Genomic DNA, 20,963 nt, shown 5'->3' on the forward strand with positions numbered 1-20,963 from the left:
GGAGAGGACAGAAATAACCTGAAGAAGCGAAAGCGTTCGCCTAAAAGCTTTCTAAAAGAAAGCTACATCGGAAGCATACGCTATCACCGGATTTCCCCTTTTTATAAAGGAATCAAAGAAATCTGGGGATAACAGCGATCGGAAGGTTGTTCTGTCATCGGAGTGCCCGTGTAAATATTCGTTAGTGGAGCTTATATAGTTCAGGACAAGCGACAACGTAAAGGGGGATCTACCTATGGCACGCGTGGAGTTTCGCCAAGTGCGCAAAGAATTCAAAGACGATCATAAAGGAACGTTCACGGCTGTGGCCGGCTCGGACTTTGTTATAGAAGATAAGGAATTCGTGGTTTTTGTGGGTCCTTCGGGCTGTGGCAAGACAACGTCACTGCGGATGATTGCGGGTCTGGAAAAACAGACGAGTGGTGATATTGTCATCGGGGAACGGGTCGTGAATGATCTGCATCCGAAGGATCGCGATATCGCGATGGTATTTCAGGATTATGCGCTTTATCCGCATATGACGATACGTGAAAATCTGTCCTTTGGGCTGAAAAATCTCAAGAAGCCAAAATCATATATCGATGAACAGGTACAGAATGCGGCCTCCATTCTGGGGCTGGAGGCGATGCTGGAGCGCAAACCGCGCGAGCTGTCCGGTGGTCAGCGCCAGCGTGTGGCGGTAGGGCGTGCGATCGTCCGTGATCCGCAGGTGTTTCTGTTCGACGAGCCGCTCTCCAATCTGGATGCGAAGCTGCGGGTACAGATGCGAGTGGAATTGGGCGAGCTGCATAAGCGGCTCGGTGCCACAATTGTATACGTCACGCATGATCAGGTGGAGGCGATGACACTTGGGGAGCGCATCGTGGTCATGAATCATGGAGATATTCAGCAAGTGGCTTCGCCGAAAGAATTGTATGCGAGTCCCCGTAATATGTTTGTTGCCGGATTTATCGGTTCCCCGGCGATGAATTTCATTGATGCCCGGATTGAAGGCACACAGGTTGTCGTGGACGGTGCATCATTCACCTTGCCAGAAGATGTACTCGCTCGTCTTCAGAGCCATCAAGGCAAGCCGGTAATTATGGGGCTGCGTCCAGAGCATATTTTTGGTGACGATGTCGCTCCGAATATCCCGACAGATCATATGCTGCAGGCGCGGGTCCAGGTAGTAGAGCATCTGGGCTCCGAGAATCTGGTTTATTTCCATTCGGGTGCCCGTACCGTTACGGCCAAGGTTCACCCGGAAACACATGCTTATGTAGGCATGGACAAAAACTTTGTACTGGACCTGCGTAAGGCGCACTTTTTTGACCCGGAGACGGAGTTGGCGATTGGACGGGAGTAAGCGGCGCTGTCCTATAAGCAAAGAGCGTGAATTTTTAACGAACCTTACACACGTTATTCGCACCCATTTGCACCGGTTTGAAATGTAACGAATCACAGAGACGTTATATACTCGATGACGTTGTTTATTAGGCTCTGACGCCTTGTTTGTACTGAAATAACGGCACTGAAGTTCGTTAAAATTTGTATGCCTCGAAAATCCTTCGTTTAAGGTGCGGTAGATTCGTTAGCACATTGGAAGTTTGGGGCACATTGCAAGTTTGGTTGCAACATACTGACCAGCGGTGCGGCCAAGCCAATCGAAATGGGGAGACCTTTTGAGACAGTCCTTATGGGACAACACTTTCTTTTCCATTTTAGTTCTGTCTTCTCCGTTATCGTGTAAATGTGTGGGTCAACTTATATAGAGGGGAGAATGAAAATGCGTAAGCTGAGTGAAGTCTTGGTCAAGTCGGGGGCGGAAATCTATCGGGATATCATTCCGGTGGCCCTGTACAGTGTTGTCAGCTCCATCGTGCTGGTGCCCATTCTGATGTTTGCTCCGCTGCCAATCGCGGTGCTGCTTTTGGCCGTGATTTATATGCCAATCCTGTTCGGTGTCAGTTATGCCGTGCATCACAGGCTGGAACGCAAGGAACGCCGCAATGGGCTTAAGGATATCTGGAACGGAACGATGAAGGGATTCATCCCGGGAGGGGCAGTAGGTGTGCTTTTCGCCGTGCTTGGCTTCATTCTCTGGTCAACCTGGTGGTATTACGGCGGACAGGGCGGAATTACAGGTACAGCGGTGAGCATGTTCCAAACGTTCTTCGTCCTCATGGCGCTCATGTCGCAGTTCTATACCTGGCAGCTTGTTCTGCAAAAGAACATGGGCATCATTCAGGCGATGGGGGAAAGTGTGAAGCTATTCTTCCGTCATCCGGGGTACACGATGGGAGCCTGTTTTCAGGCGCTGTGTCTGACGGCTCTGCTAATGCTGACGGTTGTTGGCTTCGGAGCGCTGTTCGCGGGCATGTTTGCCATCTATCAGCATAAGGTGTCCCTTAATGTGCTGGAACCGGAAGAGGAACCTGTCACATCTGGCGGCAATGACCACCAGCATACGGGGTGGATCAGCCAAGGGAATGTGTGATGGGTGTAAAAACTGGAGTTGATCTTCTGTCGGGAGGATTCTCCCACCAATGGTTAACGGATGCGCGTATTGGATTGATGACAAACCCTACGGGTATTACGGCAAATTTTGTCTCTACGGTGGATGTTTGTGCCAGCTTGGCAGAGGCCAAGCTTACAGCGCTTTATGCGTGTGAGCACGGGCTGGAAGGTGAACTTCAAGCTGGTGTCCGATTCGGGAATACAGTGCATCCACGTCTGGGCATCCCTGTGCTCAGCCTTTATGGGGAACACAAGAAGCCTACCCCTGCGATGCTGGCTGAGGTGGATACGGTGCTGTTTGACATCCAGGATGTGGGTGTCCGTTATTACACGTATGCATCAACCTTGTTCCACATGATGGAGGCCTGTGCCGAAGCAGGCAAACGCCTGCTGGTGCTGGACCGTCCCAATCCGCTGGGCGGGGATACGGTAGAAGGCAGCCTACTAAGCGCGGGGTATGAATCACTCGTTGGCGCTTGGCGTGTTCCTGTCCGCACCGGACTGACGGTAGGTGAATTGGCCCTGTTGGTCAACAGTGAGATGGAGGTGCCCTGCGAACTGGATGTGATCGTAATGGAAGGATGGCGGCGCTCCATGGAGTTTACGGATTGTGAGCTTCCCTGGATGCTGCCCTCTCCCAATATGCCTACAATGGACAGTGTGCGGGTGTATGCGGGTACTTGCCTGTTCGAAGGCACCAATGTATCGGAAGGCAGGGGCACGACCCGCCCATTTGAGTGGATTGGAGCACCTTGGATTGAGGGTGAACGACTGGCGGAACGCTTTCGGGAACACAAACTGGAGGGTGTTCATGTGCATCCGGTGTACATGTCGCCAACCTTCTCCAAACATGCAGGTGAGCTGTGTGGAGGTGTGAGGATTTTCGTGACAGACAGCAGGGCATTCCGGGCGGTAGATACAGGTCTGGTGCTTTTACATGAACTGGCGTCGCTCTATCCGGAGCAATTTCGCTGGTTGGAGCCGCCACAGCCGGGCTCCCGTTATTTTATTGATCTGTTGACCGGAGGCAGGAAAGTCAGGGATGTCATTCATGACCGTGAAGAATTAGTACGCTTGATGGAAGATTGGAACGCAGAGGCAGAGGAATGGAAGGAACGGCGGAAGCCGTTTTTGCTATACCCATAAAGAGTGAAATTCATCAATAGAATGTCGCGTAATGTACGGATGATGTTTGTCCTGGGGAGGAGGCATGGAATGAGTGAGCCAAAAGAGATATACGCGTTGAAGCTGAAACAGATGACCTTGCGTGAGAAAATTGGACAAATGCTGCTTTGCGGCTTTCATGGCACCGAGGCTGCCGGGGAGGTGGACGCTTTTCTGCGAAAGTATCCCATTGGCGGCGTAATCTATTTTGCGCGCAACGTCGAGTCGCCGGAGCAGGTAGAGCGGTTATCGTCGGGGCTGCAACGGATTGCTGTCGATAGCGGTAATGTACCGCTTTGGATATCCATTGATCAGGAGGGCGGCATGGTGGCCCGGATTACCGAAGGGATCGCCCTGATGCCGGGACAAATGGCGATTGCGGCAGCAGGTTCCATCGAGGATGCATACCAGGCAGCCTATATCAGTGGGGTGGAGCTGAGATCCATGGGAATTAACATGAACTTTGCTCCGGTCCTGGATGTAAACAACAACGCTGCCAATCCGGTAATCGGTGTGCGTTCATTTGGGGAATCACCGCAGTCCGTGGCAGCGTATGGGGTCAGAAGCATTGCGGGAGTACAAGATGCTGGCATTTCTGCGACAGCCAAACATTTCCCAGGTCACGGGGATACGGATACCGATTCGCATCTGGATCTCCCGGTCATCACCCATGATCGGGAACGAGTAGAGCATGTCGAGCTGATTCCGTTCCGGGCTGCCATAGCGGCAGGTGTTGATGCGATGATGTCGGCACATATTTATTTTCCGGCTCTGGAACCGGAGCGTCTGCCTGTGACACTATCGCGAGCCGTGTTAAGTGGATTGCTTCGTCAGGAGCTGGGGTATGACGGCATGATAGTAACGGATTGTATGGAGATGGACGCGATTGCCGCCAACTATGGGACTGTAGATGCAGCTGTAATGGCGGTAGAGGCCGGTGCAGATCTGGTGTTGATCAGCCACACAGCTCATCTTCAGGCAGGGGCATTTGAAGCGCTGCTGGCAGCCGTGCAGAGTGGGCGAATCAGCGAGGCGCGCATTGATGAATCTGTAACTCGGTTGCTGAAATACAAGGCCAAACGGCTCGAGAATGGAGCGGGCACAGGTGATGATGGAGTGCACGGAGCGGTGTCGACTGCAATCTCCGCTGAGGCATCAATTCATCCAGCTTCATTCGAGCGCCAAGAGCGTAACCAACCGTCACATCAAGAGGTGGCTCGACGAATCAGTGAGAACAGCATCACGCTGGTGCGTGACCAACTGAACATGCTTCCTTTGAAGCCGGAACGTACACTGGTCATAACGGTTGCTACATCTGTCACAACGATTGCCGACGAACAGCTGACGCAGGCGGTTACCCTAGGCTCGGCTTTGTCGCATTGCGGTCTGGATGTGGTCGATGTAACAGTCTCGCCAGAGGAAGTTGCCATCCGTTCTGCTCGTCTGCTTCAAGCTGCGGAAGAGGATGACATTCGCCAGATTGTAGTGGGGACTTATAATGCAGGCAGTGCCGCCGGTGATCCGCAGTGCAGGTTGATCGGTTGGCTGCAGCAATTGGGCAAGCCGCTCGCTGTTGTGGCGCTCCGCAGTCCCTATGACCTGCTTGCGATCCCGGAGATAAAGGTCTATGTGACAGCGTACGAGAGCAGGCCGCTTGCCATGGATAGCGCTGCTCGGGCGCTGATGGGGCATATTCCTTTTGCTGGAAAGCTTCCTGTATCCATAAAGCAGACAGGCGTTAAATGACGAACGAAGCGAAATTATGATCCGGATTATGAAGACCAATATAGCAGAAGGGACGATCCTGTAATGGACCGTCCCTTCTGCTATATCTAATGAATAATTGCAAAATTATTGCAGATTCAGTGCCTTAGCTGTCTTAGCCTCGACTTCATCCATGAGCGAAGTCATATCCATACCCGCATGATTACCAAGCAGAATAATGGTAACATCGTCTGTTAAATTGCGTGAGAACGCTGTGGCAAAACCACCGCCGCTACCGTTATGGAAGACGGTACGATTCTGATCGTTTTCCTTGAGAATCCAGGCGTAGCCATAATTTTTATCCGAATATGGCTCATACATCTGTTCAATCGTATCCTGGCTCAGAATTTTGTCCGTGTACAGTGCCCGATCCCACTTCAGCAAATCGTCCACGGTGGAGTAGATCGTCCCTGAACCTGATTGTGAAACATAATAAGGGGCAGGTACCCACTGCTTATTCTCCGCAACAAATCCACTATTCGTATGGATCTTGCGGGAAGCTTCTCCGGAGTCCTTCATGCCGAGCGGCTTCAAAATGGTCTGTTGTACATAATCGGCATAACTCATGCCAGAAACCTGTTCAATAACATAGGCCAGCAGAACATAACCACTGTTACTGTATAAATAGGCACTACCTGGTTCGAATTTCAATGTTTTGTGCCGGATTTCCTCTACCGTTTCTTCCAATGAAGTGCCTTCACCCCGGCCAAAGGCGGACGGGAGACCTGAAGTCTGGGATAACAGCATATGGAGCGTGATCTGATCTCCCTTCGGTATACCGGAGATGTATTTGGATATTGGATCTTGCACATCGAGCTTTCCTTTTTCAACCAAGCTCAGAATAGAGGCTGCGGTGAAGGACTTGCTCAGAGAGGCGATTCTAGTCTTCTGATCCGGACGATTCAACGTTTGTTCATCCGCTAGTCCGTAGCCTTGGCGAAGCAGGACTTTTCCATTGCGGGCAATCAGAGCCATACCGGGAAAATCAATTTCGCGCAAATAGCTGTCTACACTGGCGACTTGACTATTTAATAGGCTTACTTTGTCCGTCTCGATATTAACACTCATCTGCCCTGAGGCTGTACGTTGTACTTTAATATCCGCTTTGAGTGCATTGGCAAGCGCGCGGACAGGTAACATCAGTGTGCCGTTAATGGTGCGGGACTGCACACCGGAGGACAGACGAATCTGATTAACCTGTATGAAATCACTGCCAGCCTGGTGAACCAGCTTGTCTCGACCAACGGTAATCGTAGCCGTTTTGGTACGAGCTTCCCACTTCAAGGTGCCATTTACAGAGGTAACAACATCTCGCAATGGAACATATGTTGTGCCTTTGTATACAAGGGGTGCATTTTTCCACGATTGCTCTTGACCATTCACTTCAATGTGAACTGTTTGCGTCTCTTGTGCCGCGGATGCCGTGAAACTGGCTTGTCCCATAATGGGGCCTGCACAAAGGATGAGGGCTAACAGAATACGTAACATAGATGAAAATAATCTGGTAACAGGTTGTTGCACATGCGACTTGCGTAAGATTCGAATCCTCTCCTTCCAGTCGTTTCATGGATAACCAGCTTATGAGATATTGTAAACGATCACGAAGAGGGGGTCAAAACGGGGAATGAGCATCATTTTCTATTATCCTAACAAAAATAATGTAATTTCGATTCATTTTAGTATCCATACATAATATTTTTACTACGTTTGTCCGATAAAAAAGGGTGAAGATGATGATGGGGGATATTTAAATGAAGAAAAGGATTCGCAATTGGTTTACATTAACGGTTAAGAAACGTCTGATCGCTTCGTTGCTCCTGTTCCTGATTGTACCGAGCATTAGTGTGGGATGGTTGTCTTATTTAAAAGCAGCAGATCAGGTCAACGTAGAAATTATTCATTCCGCTCAGGCCAAAACGGAAATGCTCAGTCTGCAGATTAGTCAGATGCTGGATATGGAGAAGGATAATGCAGCGCAATTCGCCGCCGGTATTACTTCAACAGATATTATCAATAAATCACCAGCCCTACAAAGACAAATGGACCGTATGTCCAAGGCTCATAAAGAACTGGGCGTATTAACTGCCGGCGCTGAAGATGGCAGCTGGATGAAATCCCCTGACCCCGGGCAGCAGATCTATGATCCACGGGAGCGCAGCTGGTACACGATGGCGATGTCATCAGATGAACCAATTATCTCAGATACGTTCCAGTCGGTAACCACGGGAGAATGGGTTGTCACCGCAGCTGCCAAGCTGGCCGATGGGAAAGGGGTATTTGGTGCCAATGTAAGTCTCAATCATTTGAAAGAATCTGTTGATAAGATACATATAGGTGAACAAGGAAAACTGTATATGCTGGATAACGGCGGGAAGTTTCTTTTCCACTACAAGATTGAATCCGGTGTGCAGTCCAATGAGAGCTACATTAATGAGATGTATAAAAAAAATCAAGGAACTGTAAAGTACACGTATGATGGACAAGAATTGGAGGCCGTATTCTATACGAATCCCGAAACAGGCTGGAAAATTGTCGGTGAGATGGTTCCTTCTGAAGCAGCAGATGCGGTAAGACCGATCTTGATCCGTGCCTACACTCTGGTAGGGGCTTCATTGATTATTGGTATTATTCTGCTCGTATTCATTATTCGCAGCATTCACCGTCCATTGTTGCAATTGACCCAGGCAGCATCCAAAGTAAGCGCGGGTGATCTGACGGTTCGAGTAGGCTTGCAGCGCCGTGACGAGTTCGGACAACTCGGGGAAAGCTTCGATACCATGACATCTTCGCTGCGTAACGTTCTTGGCGAAGTGCATGATACATCAAGCCAGCTAGCGGCATCCTCTGAGGAGCTGATGGCGAGTTCTGAACAGACATCCAGAGCAACGGAACAGGTTGCTGAATTGATGCAGGATGCAGCGTCAGGAACGAACAAACAAAACGCCAGTCTTGCTGCAACGGGTCAACTCGTCAGTGAAATGTCTATTGGGGTCAAAGGAATCTCATCGAGTGCTGAAGACACTGCTCGTATAGCTGTAGAAGCATCTTCCAAGTCCGAAGCGGGTATGGTTACGGTGGAAGATGCGGTTGCTCATATTCAGAAGGTGAATGATGAGAGTGAGACCATGGCTGTTGTCATACAGGATCTTCGTGCGAAAAATGAAGAGATTGTTGAGATTGTGGCCGAGATCACCAACATCGCCAAACAGACCAATATCCTGGCCTTGAATGCATCTATTGAAGCTTCAAGAGCAGGTGAACAGGGTCGAGGCTTTGCTGTCGTTGCCAACGAAGTGAAGTCTCTAGCTAACAATTCAGGCAGTGCTGCCGAACGTATTAATGAACTTATGCGTGAGATGCAAGAGAAAACGAATGCGGTACAGTCCACCTTTGCCCATACAGGAGAAGGTATGATTAAAAGTACGCAAATGATCACGGAGGCGGGAGAGGCCTTCAAAAATATCCGTAGTGCGGTGCAGTTGGTTGCTGCACAAGCTGGAGAAGTGTCGGCAGCTTCCCGTCAGATCGATGGAGGCATGAGTTATGTGTCCAAGGAAGTGAATGACACCATTGAATTATCCAATCAGATTGCCTCAGGAACCGAGGATGGTTCAGCTGCTGCGCAGGAGCAGCTCGCTACAATGGAAGAGGTTGCAGCTTCTTCTGCGGCATTGTCCCGTATGGCTGAAGATCTGCAAAGCCTGATTGAGAAATTCAAGTTATAGTTCAATATCCATTCTAAAAGAGACTGTGGGGTTGTAACCCTGCAGTCTTTTTCTTATTGATGTCCTTCGTTATTCAACGGTGTATGAAGGCGCGGAATGGATCTGTTCTGATCTGTTCTGATCTGTTCTGATCTGTTATGTTCTGTAAAAATGAATCTGTCTCTCCCTGAATGTCTCATCTTGTGGTATATTTCTAAATTAAAAGTAATCCGCAAGATGTGGATGAGATGGAGAGGGGATGAACCGGATTTGGATAAATCGATACCACTGACATCCGGGCCCGCAAATACCGAAGAGGTGCTGGATGATGCTACATTTATGCAAGGGGTTAAGGACTGTATCCCAACCCTGCTTGGATATTTAAGTATTGGTTTTGCAGCGGGTGTCATTGAAATGACGGCAGGCCTAAGTTTGGCGGAAACGGCACTGCTTAGTCTGATTGTATACGCTGGATCGGCCCAGTTTATTGCCGCGGGCATGCTTGCCTCGAGTGGTTCAGCGACTGCTATCATTTTCACCATATTTTTCGTGAATCTTCGCCATCTGCTGCTGAGTGCAGCCGTATCACCTTACTTTCGTCATCTGACGCCGCTTAAAAATATGTGGATCGGCTCGCTGCTTACCGACGAGTCCTTTGGCGTGGCGATGACGCGAGCGATTGGACGGAAAACGTTGAGTGAGCGCTGGATGCACGGTCTGAACATTACAGCATATCTGAATTGGTTTGTGGCGAATATGGCGGGGGCTTACTTTGGGCGCTGGATAACCAATCCCGAGCGGTTTGGACTTGATTTTGCCCTGCCTGCAATGTTTATTGGTCTGGTAGTGCTTCAACTGATGCAGCGCAAAAATAAAAAAAACCACATCAATGTGGCGATTATCGCTGTTGTCTGTGTAATCTTCGCCAGCATGGCTTCACTTGGCAGCATGAGTGTCATTGTGGCTGCGGTCATTGCGGCAACGATGGGAGTAGTGATGGAACGATGGAAGTAAGATGGGATGTATTCTGGATTATTATGGGTTCGGCTTTGTTAACGTTCATCCCGCGCGTATTGCCGCTCATGCTGTTCAGTAAAATACAGATTCCGATGTGGCTGTTACGCTGGCTTGAGTATGTACCCGTTGCGGTCATGGCGGCACTGATCGGTCAGGAACTGTTCATGGCGGATAACCAGTGGGTGCCGATTACACATAATCCAGCCCTGTGGGCAGCACTGCCTACGATTGCAGTAGCCATCTGGACACGAAGTCTGCTCGGAACCGTACTAGTCGGTATTGTTGCGATGATGATTTTGCGGTACTTGATGGGTTAATATATGGGGCCTTTATGGGATCAGGTAAATCCTTCGCTCTAACGGTTAATAATGTTCTATAAGATCGTAATAGAGCGAAGGGAGCTAAATCCATGAGCGACTCAAAGCACAGAATATTGATTACGGGAGCGGCGGGAGTCATTGGTCGCAGTCTGCTGGAGGGGCTGAGGGAAAAGGGCAAGTATGACATCGTAGCTGCCGATCTTCATGAAGATCCTCAAGCAGGCATTGTAACGATGGATGTGACCGACGAAGAACGATTGAAAGAGCTGATGCAGGGTGTTCACACGGTGCTGCATATTGCATGGGCCAAGGATGAAGAAGATTTTCTGGGCAAAGTCCTACCGATCAACGTAACAGGGGCCTACCATGTGTATGAAGCTGCTCGGTTGAATGGTGTACAGCGGGTTATTTTTGCGAGTTCAAATCATGCGACAGGGTTTTATCCAACAGGAGAGGATATCGAAGTGGATGATCCATATCGGCCAGACAGTTTCTACGGGCTCAGCAAATGTTATATCGAGCTGCTTGGGCGATATTACGTGGATAAATATGACCTGTCGTCATTCAATATTCGAATAGGCAACTTCTCGGGTGATGCACATCCACACTCTGAGCGTTCCGCACATATTTGGATCTCTCCCAGAGATATGGTACAGCTTGCCGAGTGCTGCATTGAGGCGGATTCAAGCATGAAATACGTTAATCTATATGGAACTTCAGCGAATACGGACAATTATTATGATATTGGATATCTGGAACAGAAGATTGGGTACCGCCCCAAGGACGACGCGGCAGTGTTGTGGGACGAAGCGAAACGCAAGGGAGCGCCGGATAAGCAGGATGAGACGGAATATCAGGGCGGAGGATATGTCGCGAAGGACCCGAAATCCTGAAATATTAAAGACCTGAAAACGCTATTTTCTATTGCGTCCGAAAGGGATAAAATGGAGACTGAAAGGTTGAGGTTTTCATTTTACATACAGGAAGGAACGGTTTTGATTATGAGTACACATTCATCCGTTATACTTTTTCAGGGAGACTCCATTACAGATGGGGGAAGATCGCGCAATGATGATCCGAATCATTTTCTCGGGCATGGCTATGCGTATCTGATCTCAAGCAAACTGGGTGTGGAACTGGCAGCCAAGCAGCCAACGTTCTACAACAGAGGAATTAGCGGGGACCGCGCTTCCGATCTGTATGCACGTTGGAACGAGGATACCTTTAGTTTGAAGCCGGATCTGATCAGTATTCTAATTGGTGTTAATGATGCATGGCGTACCATGAATGGCGAACCTAGTGGTGTGACGGATCGTCTTGGACGTGCATATCGTCATTTGCTGGAGGAGACACGCGAAGTGATGCCGAATACTGGGTTGGTTTTAATGGAGCCGTTCATTCTTAAAACCGGAGCTACAGTGGAGCTTTGGGACACATGGCAGGAGCGTATCGGGCAGTATCAAAATCTGGTCCGTGAACTCGCAAGTGAGTTCGGGGCCGTCTGGGTACCTTTGCAGCAAACGTTCAACGATGCTCTCGAACAAGCTGACGCTGCCTACTGGTTATGGGATGGTGTGCATCCAACTGCAGCGGGTCATGAGCTGATTGCACGTCAGTGGCTGTCTGTTGTACAGAATTCTCCACTTGCGATTGGTTAATAGACATTGGATATATCAAATCTGCGCTGCAAAGCTGAATGTAACGAGGAACCCGGGGGGTTCTTCGTTTTTTTATATTTGGGGCAGGGATTCTGTGGTTAATTTGGTTGAATATGATGGATAACTCTTCAAAAGTACGGCATTATCCGGTAAAATGAAATCGGTTACATATAATGAAGTCTTCGTATTCCATATAGATTAGGGTGAATTCAATGGAAAACACCAATCAAAGTAAAGCCAATTCCTTCACCATGCCGGATCCTGCAGTCATTCAACAGGCAGTACATCGGATGGTACAAGACAGAAAGAGGAGCCAGCAGGTTCTGCTTGCTTCAGCAGCACCCTCAATCTGCTCTATCGATGCCATTGGAAAGGCATTATTGCAACCAGAGCTAGCTTCTTTTTACACAGATCTGAGCAGCTATGGGGAACGTGCCCTGAACGAAAGCTTGCCTTCGCTGTCATTCGGTCTTTATCGGAAGTTTGGGGATATAGGGGAACGAAAGTTGTATGAGGATGCGTATTTTGAACGCAGGGGACGTCTTGCGGCAATAGCGCTGCTCGCTGTGGATTTGAATGCGCCGAGATGGATAGAGACATTGGAAAATATGTTGTGGGATGTATGTGGTGAGTATACATGGTGTTTGCCTGCACATTTGGGTTCGGGGGGAGTGGAACAGGTCAACGGTAATATCGATCTGTTTGCCGCGGAGACGGTACATATGCTGGCCGAAATCGTAACAATTCACGCGGATCGACTGGATCCACGTATCATCCAGCGGATTAGGTCTGAGGCCGAGCGGCGCATCTTCACACCGCTCTATCGGGAACAACGTACCTATCACTGGCAAGATGCAGAGCATAACTGGTCTGCTGTGTGCAGCGGATGCTGTGGCATGGCTGGATTATTACTGCTGGAGGAAGAAGCGATTCTGACGGAATCGGTTGGTCAGACGATTCGTTCCATGCAGGCATTTCTGAGTGGATATGGCATGGATGGCGGCTGTGCAGAAGGCATTGGTTACTGGGTGTATGGGTTCGGCTATTTCGTCTATTATGCCGACATGCTGCGTGAATACAGTGAAGGTAAGTTGGATCTGCTGAGTGGTTCGAAAATAGCGGCGATAGCAGCCTTTCCACTGCGGGTACATCTGTCAGGAGGAACCTTCGTGAATTATTCGGATAGTGCGGAGCAGCAAGAGATTCCTTCGGGCTTGCTCTCACTTCTGGCATCTCGTTTCGGTATACAGGTGGATCTTCCGTTTCATATCCCTTTGTTTATCAATGATCCCTGTCATCGTTGGGCTCACCTGCTGCGTAACGTGATGTGGAGCAGTCCGGCAATGTACCTTCAAGAAGTGGGGGCTGTTCCGGCGGAACGAGGGATCATTTTGGAAGATTTGGGCTGGATGATTGCGAAGGGAGCACTTGATTCTCCAAGCGCAGATCTTACCAGAGATGAACCTCTCGCTATTGCCTTTTCCATCAAGGCCGGGCATAACGAGGAACCCCATAACCATAATGATCTTGGGCAATTTATGATCCATTGTGGTGGCGAAAATATTCTTTGTGATCCGGGAGCAGGGCTGTATACACAAGCCTATTTTGCTCCGGGTAGAGAGCAGTTGTTCCACATTAGTTCGTCCGGGCATAGCGTGCCCCGGATTGAGGGGAAGGAGCAGAGCTCGGGGCGTGAGGCGCAAGCACAGATCCTTGAGGCGAAGGTTTCGGACGATGACCGTACACTGGAAGCCCGTTTGGAACTGACAGCAGCTTATCCTGAAGCAACTTTGCTCGCTTGTTATACACGCCAGCTGCATTGGAGCAGTTCTGCTAATGATGTCGGGAGCGTGGCAGAACTTCGTCTGAAGGATCGATTTCAATGGAAAAACAGAGCGGCGTCTTCATCAGGCACGTTACATTCGGTGGGAGAATTGCACCGGCCGAGTGTGACGGAGCGGTTTATGAGCAGAAAGGTACCTGAGAAGGTACATGAGGGGCAGATTCAATGGCATGGCGAGAGAGCAACGGTATGTATGACGTACGATGCAAATCAGTGGCAGGCGGATATAGAGGTCATTCATACGGTTGATCATGACAATGTGCCAGTTACATTCTATCGGACATCACTTGAATGGCGAGAGCAGTTGGATAACTCCTTTGCAGGAAGTGAGGAAATTGATCTATCGGAGACGGTGTGTGAGCTGAAGTTCACGATTGAACCAAAGTGAAAGATGGAGGTGAGCATACGTGAGTGAGTATAAAGCCGCATCAACTTATCCATGGAAAGATGTACTCGAGAATTACCGTAAACTGGCGGAAGAGGCGGGGCCTGCCTCGTCAGATGGTTGGAATCAGGCTCGCAAATTGGCCCTTGTGGAGAGTGTTGTTCGGGCTTATACACCATACCAGGACAGTAGTGGCGCCATTATTGATCCGTTCTCGGAGGCGGAGCGATATTATTCCACACCAGCTTATGCAATGGCTGCATCAGTTCTTGTTCAAGCGGGACATATGGATCTGCTTGCTTCGGCCGCCTCGGCCCTGTCACACAGCATCGATGTTGTTGTGGAGGGTTGTGCACCGGATCATCATCCGGACTTTTTTCCTGTGTTGATGATGAGAGCTTACATCCTGTTGAAGCCGCATTTGCCTGAGCAAGCAAAGGTCTGGGCAGAGGCCCTCAAGAAGATACAGCCTGAACAAGATTATGTTTTTACAATGAGCAAAATGAACAATTCCAATCGCATGATCAACTGGAACGCCATCATGATCTCCGGAGAATATCTGCGCTTGAGGGAGCAGCTTGCCAGTGAGGGTACGGATTGGATGGATCGGTATCTGAATCTGTATCATCTGCCACGATTTACGCCGCTTGGACTATATCAGGACGGGCCGCTGGACCGACCGAATTGTCCATTTTCCTATGATATTGCAACACGCTATCATCTGGATGTCATGATTGAAGCGGGATATGACGGGGCGTGTGCTGGTGAGTTGAAGGAACAATTACGTCATGGTGCATTCAGTACGCTGCTTACACTTTCACCGCTGGGGGAGATTCCGCCGCGGGGACGCAGCTCCCAACATCAATGGAATGAAGCGGCAGCAGCCTACGTATGTTCTGCCCATGCAGCACAGGCATTACAGGCTGGAGATCGGGTGATGGCTGGGGCGTTCGCTCGTGCGGCCAATTGGTGTTTCGAAGCGGTGGAGCGTTGGAAGATGGATGATGGGCGTCTGAAAATAGTTCGCAACGAGTATCCCCCTGAGGCGCGTCATGGCTACGAAATCTATACGAATCATACGGGTTATAATCTGTGGACGGCAGCAGCGCTGGCCCATGCCTGCCTTAGCGATCCTGGTGAAGATGTAACGGAAATATACCTTCCTTCTGAGATAGGCAACCGAGTGTTGCAGGCCGATGGATGGTTTGAAACGATTATCGCCTCTGTACCAGGTCAACAAATGATTCTGCATACGGCCATGAATGATCCATACACGGTTCCCGGTCTCGTGCGTATACAACAGGCGGGATTGCCGGGGCTGATCGGTCCATCGGCAGCTGGACATGTGCAATCCGGATTCACGGAGTTTGCGGAAGGGGAAGTTGGTCCGTTGAGCTATTGTCCTGTCTGGAAGACGGCAGATGGGAACTGGCACAGTCTTGCCGGGGGCATTCCGTCAGGTGCTGACTATGACAGGGATGCAGGGATTAATCCTGCCGACGGCGGAGGTTCGATTTTGCTTGAAACGCTAGATCAAGAGGTCGAAGATGTTTCTGCCTCTACAGGGGGAGATGACGGGAAGCATCTGGATCAGACCAATGCATTTACAGTGACATGGCTCGGCCCACTACCCGGGCTCAATTCACTGCGAACCCGTTATGTACAGCGGGCGGAGTTGCTTACTGTGACCTATGAATTCGACGGTGAGCTTGAGGCGGTGGGGGCACTCATTCCATTGATGTTCAATGATGGACGCGAGCAGGCTGACATCACTCATTCCAAGCAGGCTGTGCGCAGCGAGTACCGGGGAGCTTATGTGGAATCCACCGTGCTGGATGAAGGAGCCATCATTCATCTTAAGCAACAGCCGGTGGCATCCCGCAATGGGCTGCTGAAGGAAGCACGGATGGAAGTGAGCGGTGGACGAAGTATAACGTTTACGATCAGATTGGGTATCGTGCATTGATTAGAGGAGGGGTAAGTTAATGAATACATCAACATCTGTGAAATGGCTGGAGGAAGCATGGCGGCAAGGAGCAGCCAAAACGATTCGCAACGCGAAGCGCATCAAGGATACATTTCCGCACACCGCCCCGCAGGGCATATATGACCGGAATGATCCCGAATGGTGGACCGCCGGCTTCTGGCCGGGGCTGTTATGGCTTGTCTATGGCGAGTCACCGGAAAACCAAGCTGTCGCTCCGTTAACCCGCATTGCCGAAAGTTGTGAACGGCAATTGGAAGGTTGTCTGCGTGATCCCGAATCGGTGGATCACGATCTTGGGTTCATCTGGCTGCTTAGTGGCGTAGCCAACTACCGCCAGACCGGCAGCGCAGATGGTCGGCGGCGGGGCATGCTCGCCGCCAATCTGCTCGCTGCCCGCTTTAACGTGCGCGGTGAATTCATCCGCGCCTGGAACTTCAGCTCGTCAACCATGGATACGCGCGGCGTAGCCATCATTGACAGCATGATGAACCTGCCGCTGCTCTACTGGGCATCCGAGCAGAGCGGCGACCCGCGCTTCCGCTGCCTGGCGCAAGCGCATGCGGACACCGTGGCGCGCGAATTCGTCCGCGCTGACGGGTCCATCTGCCACGTGGTGGAGTTCGATCCACTCACGGGGCAGAAGCTGCAGGAGCATGGCGGGCAGGGCCATGCTCCAGGTTCCGCCTGGGCGCGGGGTACCGCCTGGGCGTTGCACGGGTTTGCGCTGTCTTTCCGGTATACGGGCGAAGCACGCTATCTGGAGACAGCGGAGCGGGCGGCCGATTTCTTCCTCGCCATGCTTGGCGAAGAGATCGTGCCGGTGTGGGATTTCCGCGCACCTGCCGAGCATCAGGTGGCGTGGGACTCGTCCGCTTCGGCAATTGCCGCAAGCGGACTGTTGGAGCTGGCGAAGCTGTCGCCGCGCGGCGAGCAATATGCGGCCGCGGCAGAGCGAATCCTTCGCGGGCTGCATGAGAACTACAGCTCCGGTGAGACGGCAGCGGAAGAAGGTCTAATCATGCAGGGCACGGTGCATTATCCAGAGGGTCGTGGCTTGAATGTGCCGATTATATACGGCGATTATTTCTATATGGAGGCGCTGGCGAAGCTGCGTGGACGTCCAGGTTTATTTTAGAGAAACGAGTATCAGGAACATCACACGTCGAGCGGCGAGTATGAGTGAGGAGGTGCATGAGTATGCGTCCTACTCATACAGCCGTGCGAGTGTGCCTGCCTCCTAGCGGGACAGGGTATTCCTGTCTAGGAGGCGGAGCACACCCTTGGTCTCAGACCGATTTATTTTCGATGTTGGGTGTGCGTCTTAAAATGACAAAATCGGCCGAGGACTGATCGGGATATCGCTGAGGAATAATTTCATGTACCTTGAATTCGGGATAGTCAAACAGATAGTCAAAAATATTCCGGTCCTGAATGGTGCTAACCCCTGGATTACCGTTTTCTTTCAAACGAGTGTACAACACAACCCACTCTGACGTAGAGTGCAGAATGTCGTAGAGTGTATTGCGAAAATCCGTTTCATCCGTAATATGATAGAGTACATCCAGACAGACGGTGAGATCAGCTTGCAGGAAACCACGGTTAATCCATAGACCGGGTGTATATAACATGAAACTTTTGGACGTATCGTTAGCAAATTTGGAGGCGCATAGACGCACCGACGAGGCAGCTACATCGACACCTAGATACGTATTATAGTTCATATATTGCAGTTGATTGCCATCACCGCATCCAAATTCAATGACGCTGGAAATACCCACACGCTGAATCAGTCCATTTACTACCTCTGCCTTGAATTCAGCCAAAGCCCCGTAAGATCCTCTTCCGGATGTCCTGCCATTGCTATAGGTCTGTTCCCAATATCCTTTGTAATCAAAAGGCTGATTCATGTGTCTCCCCCGATCATATAAATGAATTCAAAATAGTGACTATACATAGGTTATGCGTAATATTTGCAGGTATGAACCATTTGGAAATCGATAGATCGTATGAATGAATTTCCACGAAATCCCCTGAAAATTCCCTGAAAGTCTAAACATCTGGAAAGAACTTGCCGACATTAAACTAAGGAACAAAATGAAAAGAATCGGGGGGAAATGATGTTAAAGCCAAGATTGACCAAGTACATGGTGATGATGCTGGTATTGGTGCTGAGTATTTCCAACGTAGGCTTGGCCGCTGCGGCAGATAAAGAACTGTCCAAAATTGTAGTTTCCAAAAATGAGCTGTCGCTCGAAGTGGGTGATTCCAGTTCGGTTACGGTGACAGGAGTATATACCGATAATACATCGGCTAACGTAACCATCAGTTCTTCCTGGAGCAGCAGTGATACTTCGATAGCGACTGTATATAATGGTGCCATTACTGCCAAAAAGGAAGGTACGGCAACCATTACAACGTCGTATCTGACTCAGAGTCAGACGGTTCAGGTGAATGTAACCAAAAAAGTCAAAGCCCTTTCCAAGAATGTGCAGTCGCTGGACTTGCGCACAGGAGATAGCAAAGACATTATTTTGACGGCAACTTACAGTGATAATACGACGAATGCAGATGCATCCAAAGTTGCCGAGTGGTCCTCTGATGACGAGAAAGTCGCAACGGTTGTGAATGGTAAAGTTACTGGGCAAAGCGCCGGAACAGCTGTCATCACAGGTAAAGTGGGCAGCCAAAGTGTGACTGTCGATGTTAACGTTGAGGTTGTTAAACGTGTGGATGTGGACAAGAAGCAGGTCAATCTGCTCTTGAACAAAAGCGAAACTGTAAAATTGACAGCCACCTATCCAGATGGCACAACCAAAGATGTAACGGATCTGGCAGAGTGGACGTCAAGTAATGAAAAAGTAGCAGATGTATTAAAAGGTGAAATCACAGGATACTCGGCAGGTTCTACTAAGATCACAGCCAAATACGGAACGAAATCCGTATCGGTAGATGTAGATGTGGATCTGACAAGCAAACTGAGTGTGGAGAAACAGAGCATTTTCTTCCGTCTGAGCGAGTCCAATAAAACGGCAAATGTAGTATTGACTGCCTCTTATCCAAATAGCGCTGATGTGAATGTAACGGATCAAGCGACATGGACATCCAGCAACGAGCAGGTAGCGACGGTATTCAAGGGACAAGTTACAGCGATTGGTGCGGGTTCTACGACAATCAAAGCAACGTATAGCGGCAAAACTGTAGAAATCACGGTTGACGTTGATACGGCAAGATATCTGGATATTGCAGGTGTCGAAGATAAACTGGCTATGAGCGTTACAGGTGATAACAAAACCAAGAAACTGGTAGCCAATGCAGAATATATTGATGCAAGTACAGAAAACGTAACTTCCAAAGCAACTTGGACATCCAGCAATGCGGATGTTGTATATGTATCTGGCGGCGAGCTGATCGCTTATAAATCGGGTACAGCAACCATCACTGCGGCATACGGCGGCAAAACCGTTAAATTCACAGTGAATGTAGATGTTCCGGACAAGTATGAAATGGACAAGAAAAAAGGTTCTGTAGCCGTTGGTGGTACATTGTCTGTGAAAGTATTGGCCGTATATGGTGATACATCCAAAGACGTGTCCGAAGATGCGAATTGGAGCAGCAGCAGTGAGAAACTCGCTGAAGTGGACAGCAAAGGTGTCGTGACAGGTATTGCAACAGGTAAAGTAACCATCACAGCCAAAATTGAAGGTAAAACGTTAACTCTGCCTGTTGAAGTAGGCATGGCTAGTGGGCTGGAGGCAGATGTGAACTTTGTGGTGTTGTCCTCCAAGGAAACACAACAAATCGTACTCACAGCTACGGATGAAGATGGCTTGACCAAGGATGTTTCATCCGATGCAACATGGAAATCAAGCAACTCCCGGGTGGCTGATGTGAAGAAAGGGGTTATCACTGCCAACAGCAGCGGTAAAACCAATATCACGGCTGAATATGGCTCCCAAAAAGTGACGATTGCGGTTGAAGTGGACGTTATTTCACGCATTGAAGCATCCGAACCGGCTCTTTCCCTGAAAACCGGTGATTCCGCTGATCTTACAGTTACTGCTTATCTGAGCGATGGCAGTGAGCGTGATGTCACGGACAAAGCGGAATGGAAAACCAACAGCTACAAAGTAGCTCAGGTAACTAAAGGTAAAGTAAAAGCGACAGGTTCAGGTAAAGCAAAAATTACAGCGAAGTACGGCAGCAAAACGGTAACCATTGCAGTCGATGTAGATACACTGAAATATTTGCAAACCGATAAAGTAACCCTGACCATGAAGCCTGGTGACAAGGCAACCCTGGTTGCTACAGCAACGTATCTCGATGGCAGCGAAGCGAACGTATCCAAGCCGGCACTTTGGAAATCTTCCCGTATTGCGACAGCATCGGTGAAAGATGGCATCATTCAGGCCAATGGTAAGGGTAAAGCAACCATTACCGTGACTTATGCAGGTGTGAAAACCAAAGTAACTGTAGTCGTTGAAGCGAAATAATATTTTCAAGTACGAAGATAAAACAAGCAATTCTATGTACGGTGATGACAGCTTAAATGCTGGCGTCACCGTTTTTTTATAGTGGAGATTGGAAATAAAAAACTAACAATACAAAAAAAGAAACGCCCTGAAACA

At 49.6% G+C, this 20,963-nt stretch carries 15 protein-coding genes; 13 read left to right on the forward strand and 2 right to left on the reverse strand.

Going from position 1 to position 20,963, the window contains the following annotated elements; all coding sequences use genetic code 11:
• The first annotated feature begins 235 nt into the window (after positions 1-235).
• From BMY78_RS24910 to nagZ, 4 genes are all read left to right on the forward strand, one after another.
• Positions 236-1,345 (forward strand): ABC transporter ATP-binding protein, encoded by a 1,110-nt coding sequence (locus BMY78_RS24910; RefSeq protein WP_090904044.1) that lies wholly within the window; start codon positions 236-238, stop codon positions 1,343-1,345.
• Positions 1,346-1,765: 420 nt separating this feature from the next.
• On the forward strand, positions 1,766-2,476 hold the full coding sequence (locus BMY78_RS24915; RefSeq protein WP_090904045.1) for a hypothetical protein: 711 nt from the start codon (positions 1,766-1,768) through the stop codon (positions 2,474-2,476).
• On the forward strand, positions 2,476-3,642 hold the full coding sequence (locus BMY78_RS24920) for an exo-beta-N-acetylmuramidase NamZ family protein (RefSeq protein WP_090904046.1): 1,167 nt from the start codon (positions 2,476-2,478) through the stop codon (positions 3,640-3,642). Before BMY78_RS24915 ends, BMY78_RS24920 begins: the two co-directional genes overlap by 1 nt.
• Before the next feature lie 69 nt (positions 3,643-3,711).
• Positions 3,712-5,406: a beta-N-acetylhexosaminidase gene (gene nagZ, locus BMY78_RS24925; protein ID WP_090904047.1), complete on the forward strand. Its 1,695-nt coding sequence runs from the start codon at positions 3,712-3,714 to the stop codon at positions 5,404-5,406.
• A 105-nt stretch (positions 5,407-5,511) separates the two neighbouring features.
• Here nagZ and BMY78_RS24930 read toward each other — a convergent pair whose 3' ends face one another.
• Positions 5,512-6,867: a serine hydrolase domain-containing protein gene (locus tag BMY78_RS24930; protein WP_177185867.1), complete on the reverse strand. Its 1,356-nt coding sequence runs from the start codon at positions 6,865-6,867 to the stop codon at positions 5,512-5,514.
• 308 nt (positions 6,868-7,175) lie between these two features.
• On the opposite strand from BMY78_RS24930, the gene BMY78_RS24935 reads away from it, so the two are divergent.
• From BMY78_RS24935 to BMY78_RS24970, 8 genes are all read left to right on the forward strand, one after another.
• A complete protein-coding gene (locus tag BMY78_RS24935; RefSeq protein ID WP_090904049.1) occupies positions 7,176-9,149 on the forward strand; it encodes a methyl-accepting chemotaxis protein in 1,974 nt (657 codons plus the stop codon).
• Between the two features lie 318 nt (positions 9,150-9,467).
• The gene (locus tag BMY78_RS24940) at positions 9,468-10,142 is read left to right on the forward strand and encodes an AzlC family ABC transporter permease (protein WP_090904343.1); all 675 of its coding nucleotides are present in this window, start codon (positions 9,468-9,470) and stop codon (positions 10,140-10,142) included.
• Positions 10,133-10,462 carry an AzlD domain-containing protein gene (locus tag BMY78_RS24945; protein ID WP_090904050.1) on the forward strand — a complete coding sequence of 110 codons (330 nt, stop codon included), beginning with the start codon at positions 10,133-10,135 and terminating at the stop codon, positions 10,460-10,462. The genes BMY78_RS24940 and BMY78_RS24945 overlap by 10 nt, the downstream gene beginning before the upstream one ends.
• 92 nt (positions 10,463-10,554) lie before the next feature.
• Positions 10,555-11,358 carry an NAD-dependent epimerase/dehydratase family protein gene (locus tag BMY78_RS24950; RefSeq protein WP_090904051.1) on the forward strand — a complete coding sequence of 268 codons (804 nt, stop codon included), beginning with the start codon at positions 10,555-10,557 and terminating at the stop codon, positions 11,356-11,358.
• 108 nt (positions 11,359-11,466) lie between these two features.
• Positions 11,467-12,123 carry an SGNH/GDSL hydrolase family protein gene (locus BMY78_RS24955; protein ID WP_090904344.1) on the forward strand — a complete coding sequence of 219 codons (657 nt, stop codon included), beginning with the start codon at positions 11,467-11,469 and terminating at the stop codon, positions 12,121-12,123.
• A 212-nt stretch (positions 12,124-12,335) separates the two neighbouring features.
• On the forward strand, positions 12,336-14,354 hold the full coding sequence (locus tag BMY78_RS24960; protein WP_090904052.1) for a heparinase II/III domain-containing protein: 2,019 nt from the start codon (positions 12,336-12,338) through the stop codon (positions 14,352-14,354).
• A 19-nt stretch (positions 14,355-14,373) separates the two neighbouring features.
• A complete protein-coding gene (locus BMY78_RS24965) occupies positions 14,374-16,317 on the forward strand; it encodes a glycosyl hydrolase (RefSeq protein ID WP_090904053.1) in 1,944 nt (647 codons plus the stop codon).
• Between the two features lie 19 nt (positions 16,318-16,336).
• Entirely contained in the window at positions 16,337-17,473 is a 1,137-nt protein-coding gene (locus BMY78_RS24970; RefSeq protein ID WP_090904054.1) for a glycoside hydrolase family 88 protein, read from the forward strand.
• Positions 17,474-17,624: 151 nt separating this feature from the next.
• On the opposite strand, the gene BMY78_RS24975 is transcribed toward BMY78_RS24970, so the two are convergent.
• A complete protein-coding gene (locus BMY78_RS24975; protein WP_090904055.1) occupies positions 17,625-18,245 on the reverse strand; it encodes a class I SAM-dependent methyltransferase in 621 nt (206 codons plus the stop codon).
• Between the two features lie 207 nt (positions 18,246-18,452).
• Here BMY78_RS24975 and BMY78_RS24980 point away from each other — a divergent pair, with 207 nt between their 5' ends.
• Complete coding sequence (locus BMY78_RS24980) at positions 18,453-20,828, forward strand: Ig-like domain-containing protein (RefSeq protein WP_256222396.1); 2,376 nt, start codon at positions 18,453-18,455, stop codon at positions 20,826-20,828.
• Positions 20,829-20,963 lie beyond the last annotated feature (135 nt).

The sequence above is a fragment of the Paenibacillus sp. OK076 genome, from assembly GCF_900110055.1.
Lineage (GTDB): Bacteria > Bacillota > Bacilli > Paenibacillales > Paenibacillaceae > Paenibacillus.

Bases quoted from the DNA above. Each gene is read 5' to 3' on its own strand.
- BMY78_RS24920 (WP_090904046.1), top strand. From the start codon at position 2,476: ATGGGTGTAAAAACTGGAGTTGATCTTCTGTCGGGAGGATTCTCCCAC.
- BMY78_RS24935 (WP_090904049.1), top strand. From the start codon at position 7,176: ATGAAGAAAAGGATTCGCAATTGGTTTACATTAACGGTTAAGAAACGT.
- BMY78_RS24960 (WP_090904052.1), top strand. From the start codon at position 12,336: ATGGAAAACACCAATCAAAGTAAAGCCAATTCCTTCACCATGCCGGAT.
- BMY78_RS24910 (WP_090904044.1), top strand. From the start codon at position 236: ATGGCACGCGTGGAGTTTCGCCAAGTGCGCAAAGAATTCAAAGACGAT.
- BMY78_RS24980 (WP_256222396.1), top strand. From the start codon at position 18,453: ATGATGTTAAAGCCAAGATTGACCAAGTACATGGTGATGATGCTGGTA.
- BMY78_RS24945 (WP_090904050.1), top strand. From the start codon at position 10,133: ATGGAAGTAAGATGGGATGTATTCTGGATTATTATGGGTTCGGCTTTG.
- nagZ (WP_090904047.1), top strand. From the start codon at position 3,712: ATGAGTGAGCCAAAAGAGATATACGCGTTGAAGCTGAAACAGATGACC.
- BMY78_RS24970 (WP_090904054.1), top strand. From the start codon at position 16,337: ATGAATACATCAACATCTGTGAAATGGCTGGAGGAAGCATGGCGGCAA.
- BMY78_RS24950 (WP_090904051.1), top strand. From the start codon at position 10,555: ATGAGCGACTCAAAGCACAGAATATTGATTACGGGAGCGGCGGGAGTC.
- BMY78_RS24930 (WP_177185867.1), bottom strand. From the start codon at position 6,867: ATGGGACAAGCCAGTTTCACGGCATCCGCGGCACAAGAGACGCAAACA.
- BMY78_RS24975 (WP_090904055.1), bottom strand. From the start codon at position 18,245: ATGAATCAGCCTTTTGATTACAAAGGATATTGGGAACAGACCTATAGC.
- BMY78_RS24915 (WP_090904045.1), top strand. From the start codon at position 1,766: ATGCGTAAGCTGAGTGAAGTCTTGGTCAAGTCGGGGGCGGAAATCTAT.
- BMY78_RS24940 (WP_090904343.1), top strand. From the start codon at position 9,468: ATGCAAGGGGTTAAGGACTGTATCCCAACCCTGCTTGGATATTTAAGT.
- BMY78_RS24955 (WP_090904344.1), top strand. From the start codon at position 11,467: ATGAGTACACATTCATCCGTTATACTTTTTCAGGGAGACTCCATTACA.